The sequence below is a fragment of the Oscillibacter sp. KLE 1728 genome, assembly GCF_934833455.1.
In the GTDB taxonomy this organism is placed as follows: domain Bacteria; phylum Bacillota; class Clostridia; order Oscillospirales; family Oscillospiraceae; genus Oscillibacter; species Oscillibacter welbionis.
In genome coordinates, this window is sequence record NZ_CAKVVF010000006.1 from 7,818 (window position 1) to 22,697 (window position 14,880).

General features: G+C 63.6%; 15 protein-coding genes. 12 read left to right on the top strand and 3 right to left on the bottom strand.

Annotation, left to right across the window (positions count from 1 at the left end; translation table 11 throughout):
* The 3 genes from QVE23_RS10985 to QVE23_RS01190 form a co-directional block, all read left to right on the top strand.
* Positions 1-187, top strand: a 187-nt coding sequence (locus tag QVE23_RS10985) for a hypothetical protein (protein ID WP_502919052.1), incomplete at its 5' end; no start/stop codon positions are given.
* A 4-nt stretch (positions 188-191) separates the two neighbouring features.
* Positions 192-911 carry a WecB/TagA/CpsF family glycosyltransferase gene (locus QVE23_RS01185; protein ID WP_025544771.1) on the top strand — a complete coding sequence of 240 codons (720 nt, stop codon included), beginning with the start codon at positions 192-194 and terminating at the stop codon, positions 909-911.
* Entirely contained in the window at positions 908-1,576 is a 669-nt protein-coding gene (locus QVE23_RS01190; protein ID WP_021750647.1) for a dTMP kinase, read from the top strand. Before QVE23_RS01185 ends, QVE23_RS01190 begins: the two co-directional genes overlap by 4 nt.
* Before the next feature lie 61 nt (positions 1,577-1,637).
* Here the strand turns inward: QVE23_RS01190 and QVE23_RS01195 are convergent, their stop codons facing one another.
* Complete coding sequence (locus QVE23_RS01195; RefSeq protein WP_502919053.1) at positions 1,638-1,811, bottom strand: hypothetical protein; 174 nt, start codon at positions 1,809-1,811, stop codon at positions 1,638-1,640.
* A 148-nt stretch (positions 1,812-1,959) separates the two neighbouring features.
* Between QVE23_RS01195 and mltG the strand changes: the two genes are divergently transcribed.
* The 8 genes from mltG (at position 1,960) to QVE23_RS01235 (ending at position 11,068) form a co-directional block, all read left to right on the top strand.
* The gene (gene mltG, locus QVE23_RS01200; protein WP_119310963.1) at positions 1,960-3,141 is read left to right on the top strand and encodes an endolytic transglycosylase MltG; all 1,182 of its coding nucleotides are present in this window, start codon (positions 1,960-1,962) and stop codon (positions 3,139-3,141) included.
* Positions 3,131-4,360 carry a peptidase U32 family protein gene (locus tag QVE23_RS01205; protein ID WP_119310962.1) on the top strand — a complete coding sequence of 410 codons (1,230 nt, stop codon included), beginning with the start codon at positions 3,131-3,133 and terminating at the stop codon, positions 4,358-4,360. The genes mltG and QVE23_RS01205 overlap by 11 nt, the downstream gene beginning before the upstream one ends.
* Positions 4,361-4,382: 22 nt before the next feature.
* Positions 4,383-5,780, top strand: a complete 1,398-nt coding sequence (locus QVE23_RS01210; RefSeq protein ID WP_021750642.1) for an NAD(P)/FAD-dependent oxidoreductase — start codon at positions 4,383-4,385, stop codon at positions 5,778-5,780.
* Between the two features lie 82 nt (positions 5,781-5,862).
* Positions 5,863-7,488, top strand: a complete 1,626-nt coding sequence (locus QVE23_RS01215) for an ABC-F family ATP-binding cassette domain-containing protein (protein WP_119310961.1) — start codon at positions 5,863-5,865, stop codon at positions 7,486-7,488.
* A 79-nt stretch (positions 7,489-7,567) separates the two neighbouring features.
* Positions 7,568-8,746 carry a hypothetical protein gene (locus tag QVE23_RS01220; protein ID WP_256264501.1) on the top strand — a complete coding sequence of 393 codons (1,179 nt, stop codon included), beginning with the start codon at positions 7,568-7,570 and terminating at the stop codon, positions 8,744-8,746.
* 108 nt (positions 8,747-8,854) lie between these two features.
* Entirely contained in the window at positions 8,855-9,370 is a 516-nt protein-coding gene (locus QVE23_RS01225; protein ID WP_287967454.1) for an RNA polymerase sigma factor, read from the top strand.
* Positions 9,367-10,023: a DUF4367 domain-containing protein gene (locus QVE23_RS01230; protein WP_136891744.1), complete on the top strand. Its 657-nt coding sequence runs from the start codon at positions 9,367-9,369 to the stop codon at positions 10,021-10,023. Before QVE23_RS01225 ends, QVE23_RS01230 begins: the two co-directional genes overlap by 4 nt.
* 19 nt (positions 10,024-10,042) lie before the next feature.
* A complete protein-coding gene (locus QVE23_RS01235) occupies positions 10,043-11,068 on the top strand; it encodes a hypothetical protein (protein ID WP_287967455.1) in 1,026 nt (341 codons plus the stop codon).
* A 41-nt stretch (positions 11,069-11,109) separates the two neighbouring features.
* Here QVE23_RS01235 and dapA read toward each other — a convergent pair whose 3' ends face one another.
* Together dapA and asd are read right to left on the bottom strand one after the other, a co-directional pair.
* Complete coding sequence (gene dapA / locus QVE23_RS01240) at positions 11,110-12,003, bottom strand: 4-hydroxy-tetrahydrodipicolinate synthase (RefSeq protein WP_119310959.1); 894 nt, start codon at positions 12,001-12,003, stop codon at positions 11,110-11,112.
* Positions 12,004-12,207: 204 nt separating this feature from the next.
* Positions 12,208-13,293 carry an aspartate-semialdehyde dehydrogenase gene (gene asd / locus QVE23_RS01245; RefSeq protein WP_025545280.1) on the bottom strand — a complete coding sequence of 362 codons (1,086 nt, stop codon included), beginning with the start codon at positions 13,291-13,293 and terminating at the stop codon, positions 12,208-12,210.
* 193 nt (positions 13,294-13,486) lie between these two features.
* On the opposite strand from asd, the gene QVE23_RS01250 reads away from it, so the two are divergent.
* A complete protein-coding gene (locus tag QVE23_RS01250; protein WP_021750224.1) occupies positions 13,487-14,869 on the top strand; it encodes a SpoIID/LytB domain-containing protein in 1,383 nt (460 codons plus the stop codon).
* Positions 14,870-14,880 lie beyond the last annotated feature (11 nt).

Consider the following 14,880-nt stretch of genomic DNA (forward strand, 5'->3'; position numbering starts at 1 on the left):
TGCTGATGCTGGCGGCCGTGGTGCTGGCCCAGCTGCCGGACTTCCGGAAAAAGCAGGCGGTACCGGCGCCGGAAAACTGAATCGTTCAGCAGGGACGCCGGTTTTTGGCGTCCCTGTTGATTTTTGGTTGGACAAACGCGGCGGCTTGTGGTATACTGCTATCCTGTATGAGTATGTAGCGAGGTGATTTCATGCGCATCGACGTGCTGGGCGTCGGCTTTGACAACCTGACCATGGCAGAGGCCGTGGAGCGGGGGATGGAGCTGGTCCGCAGTCCGGGCCCCCACTATGTGGTGACCCCCAATCCGGAGATCGTGGAGGTCTGCCGGGAGGACAGCGGGGCCAGGGCCGCGGTGAACGGCGCGGATCTGGTGCTGCCGGACGGCATCGGCGTCATCAAGGGCGCGGCCATGCTGGGGACGCCTCTGAAGGAAAGGACGCCGGGCGTTGAATTCGCGACCCATTTGATGGATAAACTGGCGGAGGAAGGGAAGTCCCTCTACCTCCTGGGCGCCAAGCCCGGTGTTGCGGAGCAGGCGGGAGCGAAGCTGGCCGCGGCCCATCCGGGGCTGCGGATCGCCGGCACCCACGACGGCTATTTCAAGGAGGACGGCCCGGTGGTAGCGGCCATCCGCCAAAGCGGCGCGGACGTAGTGTTCGTCTGCCTGGGCGCCCCCAAGCAGGAGAAGTGGATGGCGAAGAACGGCGCCGCCACAGGCGCCCGGCTGTTGTGCGGCCTGGGGGGCAGTCTGGACGTATTCGCCGGCGTGGTGGAGCGGGCCCCAAAATTCTGGACCGACCACGGGCTGGAGTGGTTCTACCGCCTGTGCAAGGAGCCCCGCCGCATCGGCCGGATGATGAAGCTGCCGCTGTTTTTAATCCATGTCAAGCAGGAGAAGAGACACAGATGAGCGGAAAACTGATTGTATTCGAGGGCACGGACGGCTCCGGCAAGGCCACCCAGGCAAAGCTCCTGTGCGAGACCCTGGCCCAGCGGGGCATCGCATATCGGGAGATCGACTTTCCCCGGTATGGCAACCCCTTTGCCGAACCGGCGAACCTCTACCTCCACGGAGCCCTGGGCAACAGGCCCGGGGACGTGAACGCCTACGCCGCGTCGGTGCTGTACGCCGTGGACCGCTTCGCCTCCTACAAGGAGGACTGGGGCGGGTTCTATGAGGAAGGCGGCATCGTGGTGGCCAACCGGTACACCACCTCCAACGCCGTCCACCAGGCGTCCAAGCTCCCGGAAGGGGAGCGGCAGGCATTTCTGGACTGGCTCTTCGACCTGGAATACGGCCGCATGGGCCTGCCCGCGCCGGACCTGGTGCTGTACCTGGATCTGCCCACAGAGGTGTCTGAGAAGATGCTCCGGCATCGGGAGCAGGCGACCGCCACCGCTGCGGACATTCACGAGCAGGACGGGGCTTATCTCCGCCGCTGCCGGGAGGGCGCCCGCGAGATTGCCCGGGATCTGGGCTGGTCGGTGATCGACTGCGCCGCCGGGGACGCGCCCCGGACAGTGGAGGACATCCGCCGGGAGGTGCTCTCTCGGGTGGAGCCGCTGCTGAACTAGGGGCTGTCCCCGACGGGAGCAAAGAAAATGGGACGAACACGCCCCATTTTCTCCGCAGCCGTCAGCAGCAGCCGTTGTTGCAGCCGTCGTTGCCGCACCCGCAGCCGCAGCCGCAGCCACAGCCGCAGCTATTGCCGCCGAGGGCGTTCCCGCTGCCACAGCAGCAGCAGATCAGCACGACGATGATGATGAGCCACAGGCAGGAACAATTGTTGTTTCCGTTGTTGAAGCACATGATTGTCACCTCGCTTTGAGACATTCTATGCGCCCGGCTTCCAAAGGGAGCCTGGCCGCTGAAAAAAATTGCAGGGAGGGGAAGATTTCTTCCCCATCCCGGGACGTTTCCGGCGGCGCGCCGCCGGGGCGAGAAAATGGAGGTTCCTATGTCTGATTACAAAAACGGCGATACCGCCAGCTGGGACGCGTCCCAGGTGCGCCGCAGCCAGGCGGGCCATACGGGGAGGAGCCAGGGCAATCCGTCCCAGCAGCCGCAGCGGCGGCGGCGCAAGCGCCGCCGGATCAACCCGGTCCTGTATATCCTGTGCGTGCTGGTGGCCTCGGCCATCCTGGCTGGCGTGGGCTGGCTGCTGGCCAGCGACCTGTGTGCTTTCAGCCGGGACATCCCCTCCACCACCAAGATCACCATTGAGATCACCGCGGATGACGACATGGGCAGCATCGCGGAAAAGCTGCAGGACGCCGGACTGATCCGCTACAAGTGGTTCTTCCGCCTGTTCGCGGCCGTCACCGGCGCCAGCGAAGAGGTGGGCATCGGCACCTATGAGCTGAACACCGACATGGACTACCACGCCCTGATCGCTGGGATGCGCAGCTCCTCCGGCAACCTGAGCGCGGAGACGGTGACCGTCACCATTCCGGAGGGCTACACCGTCCGCCAGACCATCGCCCTGCTGGCGGAAAAGGGCGTCAACACGGAGGAGGCCCTGACCGAGGCCGCCCAGACCGGCGATTTTGACTACGACTTCATCGACAACGAATCCGAGGACCTGAGCCGACTGGAGGGCTTCCTCTTCCCGGACACCTATGAGTTCTATGTGGGCCATAACGCCGAGGACGCCCTGGACCGGCTGATCCGCAACTTTGTCAGCCGCATGGACGAGGAGCGGATGACCCAGGTGGAGGAGTCCAGCTACTCCCTGCAGGAGATCATCACCATCGCCTCCCTGATCGAGGAGGAGACCGACGGCACGGATCAGGCCAACATCGCCTCTGTCATTTACAACCGGCTGGAGGGCTCCGGCAACAAGCAGGGGACCTACGGCCTGCTGCAGATCGACGCCTCTCTGCTCTATGCGCTGCCGGACCACACCGGCCCCATCACCAGCGCGGACATGCAGACCGACTCCCCCTACAACCTGTACCAGAACGCGGGCCTGCCCCCCACGCCCATCTCCAACCCGGGCCTGGCCTCCATCGACGCGGCGCTGAACCCCAACAGCACGGACTACTATTACTACGCCCTGGGCACGGACGGCAAGCACCACTTCTCCACCACGCTGGCGGAACACAACGCGTTCGTCAACAGCAGCTCCTATGGCGGTTAAGCGGGACAAGCCGGAGCTGCTGGCCCCGGCGGGGGACATGGAGCGGCTGAAAATGGCCGTGCTCTATGGCGCGGACGCAGTGTATCTGGCGGGCACCAGCTTTGGGATGCGGGCCTTTGCGGGGAACTTCTCCGATGAGGAGCTGCCCCAGGCGGTGGCCTTTGCCCACAGCCACGGCGTCCGGGTCCACTGCACCATCAATACCATGCCCCGGAACGACGAGGCGGCCCGCCTGCCGGAGCACCTGGAACGGCTGGCGGACGCCGGGGTGGACGCCCTGATCGTGGCGGACCTGGGGGCCTTTACCATGGCGGGGAAGTACGCCCCCCGGTGTGAGCGGCACATCTCCACCCAGGCCAGCATCTGCAACTACGAGACCGCCCGGGCCTGGCACGACCTGGGGGCCAGCCGGGTGATCCTGGCCCGGGAGCTGAGTCTGGAGGAAATCCGCACCATCCGGGACAAGACCCCGGCGGACCTGGAGATCGAGGCCTTCGTCCACGGCGCCATGTGCGTCAGCTACTCGGGGCGGTGCCTGCTCTCCAACTATATGACCGGCCGGGACTCCAGCCGGGGCGCCTGTGCCCAGCCCTGCCGGTACCAGTACGCCCTGGTGGAGGAGAAGCGTCCGGGAGAGTATTTCCCGGTGTTTGAGGACGAGCAGGGCACCTATATCCTGAACTCCCGGGACATGTGCATGATCGACCACCTGGGGGACCTGTGCGGCGCGGGCCTCTCCAGTTTGAAGATCGAGGGCCGGGCCAAGTCCGCCTACTACGCGGCCATCGTCACCGGGGCCTACCGCCACTGTTTGGACGCCGCGGCGGCAGGGGAGTCCGTCGATCCCGTGTGGCGGGACGAGGTGGAGCACGTGAGCCACCGGCCCTACTCCACCGGCTTTTACTACGGCCCGCCGGGCCAGTATTACGCCACCTCCCGCTATGTCCGGGAATGGCAGGTGGCGGCGGTGGTGACGGACTGCGACAGCGCTGGGCACGCCGTGCTGTCCCTGCGGAACAAGTTCCGCGCCGGGGACACGGTGGAGATCGTGGGCCCGGATCTGCGGCCCTTCTCCATAACCGTGCCGGAGATGCGGGACGAGGCGGGGGCGCCCCTGGTGGAACCCCGCACCCCACAGATGAAATTCTATATGGACCTTCCCAAGGCGGTGCCGCCGTATTCCCTGGTGCGCCGCGGGGTGGACCTGTCAGCCAAATGAGGAAAAACGAGGAGAGAAGACTATGAACGCAGATGTTGTCATTGTTGGCGCCGGCCCCGCCGGTATCTTCACCGCTTTGGAGATGATTAAGAAGGGCAGCCGCCAGAAGATCGTCATGGTGGAAAAGGGACAGCCGGTGGAAAAGCGCCACTGCCCCAAGGACAAGACCAAGAAGTGCGTGAACTGCAAGCCCTACTGCCACATCACCACCGGCTTCTCCGGCGCCGGCGCCTTCTCCGACGGCAAGCTCTCCCTCAGCTATGAGGTGGGCGGCGACCTGCCCACCCTGATCGGGGCGGACCTGGCCCAGGAGACCATCGACTACGCCGACCAGATCTACCTGGAGTTCGGCGCGGATGAGCACATCGAGGGCCTGGGCCACGAGGAGGAGCGGAAGGAGATCCGCCGCCGGGCCATCCAGGCGGGGCTGAAGCTGGTGGACTGCCCCATCCGCCACATGGGCACCGAGAAGGCCCAGGGCATTTACCTCGCCATCGAGCGGTACTTACAGGAGAACGGGGTGGAGATGTACTTCGGCTATGAGTGCAGCAACCTGATCCTGGAGAACGAGGTCTGCAAGGGCGTGGCCATCTCCGACGGCAAGACGGACCTGGAGATCTACGCCAAGCATACCGTGGTGGCCACCGGCCGCCGGGGCGCCGACTGGCTGGAGAAGCTCTGCGCCGAGCACAACATCGCCCACGCCCCCGGCACTGTGGACATCGGCGTCCGGGTGGAGGTCCGCAACGAGGTCATGGAGATGGTGAACCGGGTGCTGTACGAGTCCAAGCTGGTGGGCTATCCCAAGCCCTTCAAGAACAAGGTCCGCACCTTCTGCCAGAACCCCGGAGGCTTCGTCAGCCAGGAGAACTACGACAACAACCTGGCAGTGGTGAACGGCCACTCCTACAAGGACCTGAAGAGCGACAACACCAACCTCTCCATCCTGTGCTCCCACAATTTCTCCATCCCCTTCAACCAGCCCATCGCCTATGCCCAGAAGGTGGGCGAGCTGACCAACATGCTGGCCAACGGCCAGATCCTGGTCCAGCGGTTCGGGGACATTCTGGATGGCAAGCGCACCTGGCAGAAGGAGCTGGCCCAGTCCAACATCCGGCCCACCCTGCCGGACGCCGTGGCCGGTGACATCACCGCCGCCATGCCCTACCGGGCCATGACCAACATCATCAACTTCATCCAGGCCATGGACTACGTGGTGCCGGGCTTCGCCGCCTATGAGACGCTGCTGTACTCCCCGGAACTGAAGTTCTATTCCAACCGGGTGAAGATGGACACCGACTTCAACACCAGCCTCCAGGGCCTCCACTGCCTGGGCGACAGCTCCGGCTGGACCCGGGGATTGATGATGGCCTCTGTCATGGGCACCCTCATGGGCCGCAAGATCGCGGAAGAGGGCTAATCGGATCACAGAGCGGCAGCAGGCGCGGAAAACGCGCCTACTGCCGCGATGAAATACGCAGATATGAAAAAGGATACAAGCTATGATCACAGTCAATGACGTCAGTCTCAATTTCAGCGGACAGACCCTGTTCAAGCACGTGGACCTGAAGTTCACCCCCGGCAACTGCTACGGCATCATCGGCGCCAACGGCGCCGGAAAGACCACCTTCCTGCGGATCCTCTCCGGGGATCTGGAGCCTACCACCGGCGAGGTGGTGATCTCCAAGGATCAGCGGATGAGCGTTTTGAAGCAGGACCACTTCCAGTACGACCAGTACACGGTGCTGGACACGGTCATCATGGGCAACCAGCGGCTCTACGATATCATGAAGGAGAAGGACGCCCTCTACGCCAAGGAGGACTTCACCGACGCCGACGGTGTGAAGGCCAGCGAACTGGAGGCGGAGTTTGCCGACATGGACGGCTGGGAGGCGGAGAGCGACGTGAGCCGCCTGATCCAGGGCCTGGGATTGTCCGAGGACATTCTGTACAGCGAGATGAGCACGCTGACCGCCAAGGAGAAGGTGAAGGTGCTGCTGGCCCAGGCCCTCTTCGGCAAGCCGGACATCATCCTGCTGGACGAGCCCACCAACCACCTGGACATCCACGCCGTGGAGTGGCTGGAGGACTTCATTCTGGAGTGCGAGAGCCTTATTATCGTGGTGAGCCACGACCGCCACTTCCTGAATACCGTGTGCACCAATATCGTGGACGTGGACTACGGCGGGATCAAGATGTATGTGGGCAACTACGAGTTCTGGTACGAATCCAGCCAGATGATGCAGCGGCTGATCCGGGACCAGAACAAGAAGAAGGAAGAGAAGATCAAGGAGCTCCAGGAGTTCGTCTCCCGCTTCTCTGCCAACAAGTCCAAGAGCAAGCAGGCCACCGCCCGCCGGAAGCTGCTGGACAAGCTGACGGTGGAGGAGATGCCCGCCTCCTCCCGGCGCTATCCCTTCGTGGGCTTCAAGATGGACCGGGAGCCGGGCAAGGAGATTCTGGCGGTGGAGGGCCTCACCAAGACCGTGGACGGCCGGAAGGTGCTGGACAACGTCAGCTTCCGGGTGAACAAGGGCGACAAGATCGCCTTCGTGGGGGAGGACGAGATCGCCACCACCACGCTGTTCAAGATCTTGATGGAGGAGCTGGAGCCGGATGCGGGCACCTTCAAGTGGGGCACCACCATCACCACCAGCTACTTCCCCCTGGACAACTCCGCCTTCTTCAATGACTGCGACCTGAATCTGGTGGACTGGCTGGGCCAGTACACCGCCGACAACGCGGAGGAGGGCACCGAGTCCTTCAAGCGGTCCTTTCTGGGGCGGATGCTGTTCTCCGGCGACGACGTGTACAAGCCCGTCAAGGTCCTCTCCGGCGGCGAGAAGGTCCGGTGCATGTTGTCCCGGATGATGCTGTTCGGTTCCAATGCCCTGGTGCTGGACCAGCCCACCAACCACCTGGACCTGGAGTCCATCACCGCCGTCAACAACGGCCTGATCGACTTCAAGGGCGTGGTCCTCTTCGCCAGCCACGACCATGAGTTTGTCCAGACCATCGCCAACCGGGTCATGGAGTTCGTGGACGGGAAGCTCATCGACAAGATGTGCACCTACGATGCGTATATCGCCGGGGCCCGGGAGGAGATGCTTGCCCGGCTGAACGGCTGAGCTGTTACTGGATTGTAGTTGACATCAGGCAAAACCACCCTGTAAACTGTTTGCAAAACAGCTTGCGGGGTGGTTTTTCATGGACAAACGGCGGATTTTTGGCGTGTTGGCACTGGCAGTTATCACGGCGGTCACAGCGGGGGTGGCGTCCCCCAAAATGGCGGCACAGCGGCAGGAGACGGCGGAGTACCAAGCGCCTCTGGAGGCCGCACCGGTAGCCCAGGTGGAGGGAGAGACCCTGTCCCCCAACGGGCGGTTCCAGGTCCGGACAGCGGGAAAGAGTGAGATGTATGTCAGCGGATACGTGGTGCCGGAATTCCTGCAGATCGTGGACACGGAGACCGGTGAACTTCTCTGGCAGGACCAAGGGGCGCTCTGGCAGTCGGCGCGGTGGTCTCCGGCAAATAATCTGGTGGCTATCGCCTATGGCGGCCGGACCTGGACCCAGGTGAAGGTCATCTCCACCGCCTGCTGGATCAGCTGGGACTTCACCCTGCCGGACGGCAGCCCCATCCCGGAGTACGAATTTCTCCCGGAGGACTGGGGCACATGGCCGGACATGGACACCCTGTTGCTGACGGTCGGCCGGGGTGGGGACGCAGGGGAGCCCCACACCTACCGCTGCACCGTGCGTATGAACCAGGACGGAACGCTGTCTGGCTCCGCTTTGGAACAGACCACAGAGGTACTGTCGGAGGACTACGACTTCGACCACGACGGCATGCCGGAGACCACGGAGCTGGTGACGGTGCTCACCCCGGAGACAGATTACTATCCCGCTTGGTATATCCTGCAGGTCATCCGGCAGGACGGCGTGGAGTTGTGGTCCGCCGGAGCCCATCCGTCCCATGCCGGCTGGACCAGCGTATTTGCCTGCAAGATCGATGGCGAGGACTACCTGCTGCAATACGAGCCGGAGATGTACCAGGGCTGGGCGGAATACGCCTATGAATTGTGGGCCTTTGATGGGAACGGGCAGGCATACACATCGGACAACAGGTCGGTAACCTTTGACATCAACTTTGGCCGGGAGGAACACCAGTTTGACCCGGAGGCCATCGCCGGGTTTTTCTGGGAGCTGCGAGGTCTCCTCCAGGACAGCATCCTTTTGGCCAGCACGGAAAACGGGGAGTTCCAGACTGGTATTCCGGGGCTGGAGCTGCAGAATTATATATTCAGCGATCTGCTGTCCCTGGACAGCCTGGAGGCCATGGAGGCCTCGGTCCGGCAGCAGGAGGCGGAGCTGGGCGCTGCATAGCAGAACAGGCGGGAGTACTCCCGCCTGTTTTCATGAATTTTCAAATCCGGCCGTCAGATTTGCGCCCGCTCCAGCGTCATAGAGAGCAGAGGGACAGGAGGGAACGCCATGCTGGAATATCTGGCAACCATGGAGACAGCGGATGATCGGACCAGGTTTGAAGCGCTGTACCTGGCCTACCGGGGCCTCATGTACCATGTGGCCTATCACATCCTGAAAAATCCACAAGACGCAGAGGACGCGGTGCACCAGTCCTTCGTGAAGCTGGCGGAGCACATGGCGACTATCCCCGACGGCCCCTGTCCCCGGACGCGGAATCTGGTGGTGACGGTGGCGGAGCGGAAGGCCATCGACCTATATCGCTCCCGCCAGCGCCATCCGGAGACGGAGCTGGATGAACAGACCGTCTGGTCCGCACCGCCGGAGGGCGGCGGTCTGGCCGATGCCATGGCATCCCTGCCGCCCCGGTACCGGGAGGTGCTTCTGCTAAAATACTACAACGGCTATTCCGCCCGGGAGATCGCGGGATTTCTCTCCGCCACCCCTGATGCCGTGACCCAGACCTTGCACCGGGCCCGGAAGAAGCTGGCGGAAATTCTGGATGAGAGGGGGGAGACGCCATGATGATCTCAGAGGAGGCCCTGTACGCGGCGGCGCCGGAGGCGGCGGAGAAATTCCTCTCCGCTCTGCCGGACCGGGAGGACTGCGTCCATGACTTCTCCCCGGACTTCGAGGCCCGGATGGCGACGCTGCTCCGCCGTCAGCGGAGACGGCGGCACTGGCGGGCCCTGCTGGCGGCGGCCGCCGTGCTGGGCGCCCTGGCGGCGGGACTCTCGGTGGGGGCGGGGGACCGGACGGACTGCCAGATCTACTGGTCCCAGACGGACGGGGAACTGCGGTACGTTATCCGCCTGGAGCACACCACCACCCGGCCTTTCCAGGACGCCCAACTGCGTTGTGTGCCGGAGGGCTTCATCCTGGTCCGCGGCAGCACCAGTGAGATCCGCGGGGAGCGAAGTCTGGCGTACCGAAGGGGGGAGGATGCCTCCTTCACACTGATGCAGACCCAGGGAGAGGACCTGGTGGGTTCCAAGGGGACCGCCTGCCAGGGCTCTGAGGTGGAGGTCAACGGCCGCCTGGGCCTGCTGGTGGAAGAGGAGACGGACAGCACAGAAAAAGACCTGCTGTGGACGGACGGGCCCTACATCTTCGCCCTCCATGGGAAGGGCCTGTCCGCCGAAGAGCTGCTGGAGATTGCCAGGAATGTGACCTGGTGACAGGAAAGGAAGGAATCTGATGAAACGCAATTACATTCCCTTTATCGCGGGCATGAGCACCATGCTGCTGTTGGTGGGGCTGGTGGGGGCCTCCCTGGCGGGGGAGACCAGGCCGCCCGCTGTCCCTCAGAGCGGGACGCTGAACGGACAGGTGGCCTACGGCGAGGCGGGTGTGGCTCTGTTCGGCAAGGAACAGGTACCTGCCGGCGCTGCCTGGACTACGGAGGACGGAGCGCAGATCCCCACTGTGCTGACCTACACTGATGAAAACGGGGAGGACCACTACTTCATCAGCGCCGAGACCGCGGCGGAGGTGCTGGACATGGTCTACGGCGCGGTGTACCGGGAGGACCTGAACTGCATTGATTTCGGCACTGAGGCGGCAGTAGATGCGGAGGGCAATCCCCGTCTAGACGGGAACGGCCAGCCCATCTACTGGACGGGGGCTGAGTTCTTCTCCAGAAGGACCACGCAGAACGAAGACGGCACGGAGCGCATCGTCGCCATCGGCGACCAGAAGGCGGAGATTCAGGTGGGGGACGGCACCTCCGTCATCGTCGGACACGGGCTGGAAGAGGACTCGCCCATCCGGGAGGAACTCATCCAGCGGCAGATGGAGACGCCCACCGTGCCGGAGTATGGCGTCAGCTGCGGGGTGTTAACCGAGGTGGACCCGGCGGTGCTGGATCCCGCCGCCTATCTGGGGCGGTTCGTGGACGGCGTGGCCCTCCAGGGGGCGGATCTGACGTACACCTTCCACTTCATGCCGGAGCTGCCCTATGCCGCCCTGGTGATCGAGAACCAGGGGGACCAGGACATCCTGGTGCGTGTCTTCCGCCCCTGGACCGTGGGCCATATCAACCAGGAGCTGTTCTCCATGGTTCGCATCCCCGCCGGAGAGACGCTGGTCCGGGCTTTCCAGGTCCAGGAAGGGGAGAGCGCCGACCTGCGGAACAAGCTGACGGTGGAAATCACCGGCATCGGCGATGGAGAGGCCCAGGTGCGCCTGTCCTCGGAGCAGTACGGCGGCAGTACCCGGAAATAAACCGAACAGCAGCCGCCCGGCGAAAGCCGGGCGGCTGTGGCTTATACTCTGGAGGTCAGCCCGTGCTTTTCCAGGGCCGCCCTGATTTTCTCCAGCCCGGCCTCGGTGGGGTCGCACAACGGCAGGCGCAGGGGGCCCACGTCCCAGCCCAGCAGGTTCAGCGCCGTTTTGACGGGGATGGGGTTCACGTCGCAGAACATGGCGTCGCAGAAGTCCTTCAGCTCCAGCTGCAGCTTTCCGGCGGCGGCGAAGTCGTTCCGCAGGCACAGCTCCGTCAGCCGGTGCATCTCCGCCGGCAGGACGTTGGCCACTACGGAGATGACGCCCTTGCCGCCCAGCATACAGATGGCCGCTGTCTCGTCATCGTTGCCGGACCAGATGGAGAAGTCCTCCGGGCACAGGTTCCGGGTCTTCTGAATGTTGGAGAAATTGCCCCCCGCCTCCTTGACGCCGTTGATGTTGGGGTGCTTGGCAAGCTCCGCATACGTCTCCGGCGCGATGGTGACGCCGGTGCGGGAGGGTACGTCGTACAGGATCAGCGGCACATCCACGCCGTCGGCGATCACCTGGAAGTGGCGGATGAGCCCGGCTTGGCTGGCCTTGTTGTAGTAGGGCGTCACCAGCAGCAATCCGTCGGCCCCGGCCCGCTCCGCGTCCCGGGACAGGGCCAGGGCGTTCTCTGTGGAGTTGGAGCCGGTGCCGGCGATCACCGGCAGCCGCCCGTCCACGTGGTCCACACAGAACTCGATGGTCCGCATCCGCTCCCGGTAGCTCATGGTGCTGGCCTCGCCGGTGGTGCCGCAGACGATGATGGCGTCGGTGCCGTTTTTCATTTGAAAGTCCAGCAGCTTCCCCAGGGTGGGGAGATCCACGGTCTCTTTGGTAAAGGGCGTGACAATGGCCACACCGGACCCGGTGAAGAGAGGCTTTTTCAATGTACACACGCTCCTTTTCAGCTGGAAATGGGGAATTAGAAATTTTGGTGCCCGGTGGAGCTTGGAAATTTAAAATCGTTCCGCCTGCGGCGGAACACCTCCATTTCAAATTTCCAATTCCTAAATTTGATGCAGGTCTGAGGATAAAAGAGGCGGCCTGCCAACTCCGGCAAGCCGTCTCTTTTGTGGATGTATGAGATGGAATCAGTCCATGTATCCCTTGGCGCACAGCAGCTCCGCCAGGAGCACCGCGCCGCCCGCAGCGCCCCGCAGGGTGTTGTGGGAGAGGCACACGAACTTGTAGTCGTACTGGGTGTCCGGCCGCAGGCGGCCCACGGACACGGCCATGCCGTGCTCCAGGTTCCGGTCCAGCCGGGTCTGGGGCCGGTCAGGCTCCTCAAAGTAGTGGAGGAACTGCTTGGGGGCGGAGGGGAGCTCCAGCTCCTGGGGTACGCCCCGGAAGGCGGCCCAGTCGGCCTTGATCTGCTCTATGGAGGGGGCCTTGCCGTCCGCGAATTTCATAAACACCGCGGCCATGTGACCGTCCTGGCAGGCCACCCGGAAGCACTGGGCGGTGATGGAGGGGCCGTCGGCCCTGACGATCTTCCCGTCCTCCACGCGGCCCCACAGCTTCAACGGCTCCTGCTCGCTCTTCTCCTCCTCGCCGCCGATGTAGGGAATGCAGTTATCCACCATCTCCGGCCAGCGCTGGAAGGTCTTGCCGGCGCCGGAGATGGCCTGATAGGTGCAGACCAGGATTTTGTCCAGGCCGTACTTCTTCAGGGGGTGCAGGGCCGGGACGTAGCTCTGGAGCGAACAGTTGCTCTTCACGGCGATGAAGCCCCGGCGGGTGCCCAGGCGCTTGCGCTGGGCCTCGATCACCGCCAGATGGTCCGCGTTGATCTCCGGGACTACCATGGGTACATCGTCGGTCCACCGGTGGGCGGAGTTGTTGGAGACGATGGGGCACTCCAGTCTCGCGTATTTCTCCTCCAGGGCCCGGATCTCCTCTTTCTTCATGTCCACGGCGCAGAAGCAGAAATCCACCATGGAGGCCAGCCGCTCCGCGTCCTGCTCCGCGTCCAGGACCACCAGATTTTTGGCCTCCTCCGGCATGGGGACGTCCAGGGCCCAGCGGCCCGCCACCGCCTCGGCGTAAGGTTTGCCGGCGCTGCGTGCGCTGGCGGCGATGGCCGTCAGCTGAAACCAGGGGTGATGCTCCATCAGCGTGATGAAGCGCTGGCCCACCATGCCGGTGCCGCCGATGATTCCGACTTTGTACTGTTTCATAGTATGTGCCTCCTGCTCCCATGTTGCGGCGGAAAAACGCGATGCCTTCCGTCGATTTTGGTTGAATATGGCGCCGGAATGTACTATAATGATCCATATTGATGTAGAAAGCCTGTACTTCCAGCACGGACATTTGTACATATATTAGCATACTTCTGCGATTCCGTCAAGGTGCATGGCTTGGGGAGGTTCCATGAAAAAAGGCTTGTTCCTGCTGTCGCTGATTGTGACATTTTACGCCCTGGGTACTGTCAGCGCCTCCGCCGTCACCAATGATACGGTGAAGGTGGGGCTGCGGTACGGCTCCTCCGTCATGTCCTCCGCCAACCTGGAAAACGATGAGGGCAGCGGTTACGAGTTCGGGTACTTCGAGGACGACCGGACCTTCGTGTCCCTGGGTGAGACGGACGAGACCGCCATCACCATGGAGCCGGCAGGCCGGGACGGCATCCAGGTGACCATCACCGGCACAGACCGGGTCCTCTATGAGAGCAGGGAGGACACCCTGGCCGTGATGCCCCAGGGCCGGGACCCCGTCACCTGGTTCCGGGGGAACCGCTACCGGGGCGGGTTCGAGTACACCGTCAGCGGCGGCGGGCTGCAGGTGGTGAACGTGGTGGACCTGGAGGACTATGTGAAGGGCGTTCTGCCCTCTGAAATGCCGGGGAACTGGGAGCTGGAGGCCTTGAAGGCCCAGGCCGTGTGCGCCCGGACCTTTGCCTGCCTCACCACCAAGCACCTGTCCGCCTACGGATTCGACGTTTGCAGCTCCACAGACTGCCAGGCGTACAGCGGCATCGGTGAGGCCACCTCCGCCACGGACCGGGCGGTGGAGGAGACGGAGGGGGAGTGCCTCTATTATGACGGCGAGCTGGCCCAGGCCTACTACCACTCCTCCGACGGCGGCGCCACCGAGGACGCGGAGAACGTCTGGGGCACCGACGTGCCCTATCTCCGGGGAAAGGAAGACCCCTACGAGGCGCAGATCTCCATTCCTGATTACAGGTGGACGGTCACCTATACCTGGGAGGAGCTGACCTGGGTGCTGCAGAACAGCGGCTACGACATCGGGGACGTGGTGGACGCCTATGTATCGGAAGTCACCGATCTGGGCAACGTGTATTCCGTGACCTTTGTGGACAGCCGGGGAAAGACCCTGGTCCGCACGGGGGACGATGCCCGGATGGCCTTTTACAGCACCACCCTGGGCAAGAACGTCCCCAGCCTGCGGTTCACCATCACCGGCGGCACCGGGGGCGGCAGCAGCTACGCGGTGAACAGCGCCTCCGGCACCCTGTCGGCTCTGGACGGTGCGTCCGTCATCTCCGGCAGCGGCACCGTCAGCCGCCTAGAGGGGGAGGACCACGCCGCCATCTCCGCCTCCGGAACGGCGGACCTCACCGGCGGCAGCTCCGGCGGGCGGGGCTCCGCCTCCCGGGGCGGCATCACCATCACCGGCACCGGAAACGGCCATAACGTGGGCATGAGCCAGTACGGCGCCAGGGCCATGGCGGAGCAGGGCCACGACTACATCGACATTTTGGAATTTTATTTCACCGGCATCCGTGTCCGGTAATGAGAAGGAAG

Excerpts from the sequence above, each read along its gene's own strand:
- mltG (WP_119310963.1), top strand. The coding sequence starts at position 1,960 with ATGTCTGATTACAAAAACGGCGATACCGCCAGCTGGGACGCGTCCCAG.
- QVE23_RS01190 (WP_021750647.1), top strand. The coding sequence starts at position 908 with ATGAGCGGAAAACTGATTGTATTCGAGGGCACGGACGGCTCCGGCAAG.
- QVE23_RS01195 (WP_502919053.1), bottom strand. The coding sequence starts at position 1,811 with ATGTGCTTCAACAACGGAAACAACAATTGTTCCTGCCTGTGGCTCATC.
- QVE23_RS01215 (WP_119310961.1), top strand. The coding sequence starts at position 5,863 with ATGATCACAGTCAATGACGTCAGTCTCAATTTCAGCGGACAGACCCTG.
- QVE23_RS01230 (WP_136891744.1), top strand. The coding sequence starts at position 9,367 with ATGATGATCTCAGAGGAGGCCCTGTACGCGGCGGCGCCGGAGGCGGCG.
- QVE23_RS01185 (WP_025544771.1), top strand. The coding sequence starts at position 192 with ATGCGCATCGACGTGCTGGGCGTCGGCTTTGACAACCTGACCATGGCA.
- QVE23_RS01205 (WP_119310962.1), top strand. The coding sequence starts at position 3,131 with ATGGCGGTTAAGCGGGACAAGCCGGAGCTGCTGGCCCCGGCGGGGGAC.
- QVE23_RS01210 (WP_021750642.1), top strand. The coding sequence starts at position 4,383 with ATGAACGCAGATGTTGTCATTGTTGGCGCCGGCCCCGCCGGTATCTTC.
- QVE23_RS01235 (WP_287967455.1), top strand. The coding sequence starts at position 10,043 with ATGAAACGCAATTACATTCCCTTTATCGCGGGCATGAGCACCATGCTG.
- asd (WP_025545280.1), bottom strand. The coding sequence starts at position 13,293 with ATGAAACAGTACAAAGTCGGAATCATCGGCGGCACCGGCATGGTGGGC.
- QVE23_RS01220 (WP_256264501.1), top strand. The coding sequence starts at position 7,568 with ATGGACAAACGGCGGATTTTTGGCGTGTTGGCACTGGCAGTTATCACG.
- QVE23_RS01250 (WP_021750224.1), top strand. The coding sequence starts at position 13,487 with ATGAAAAAAGGCTTGTTCCTGCTGTCGCTGATTGTGACATTTTACGCC.
- QVE23_RS01225 (WP_287967454.1), top strand. The coding sequence starts at position 8,855 with ATGCTGGAATATCTGGCAACCATGGAGACAGCGGATGATCGGACCAGG.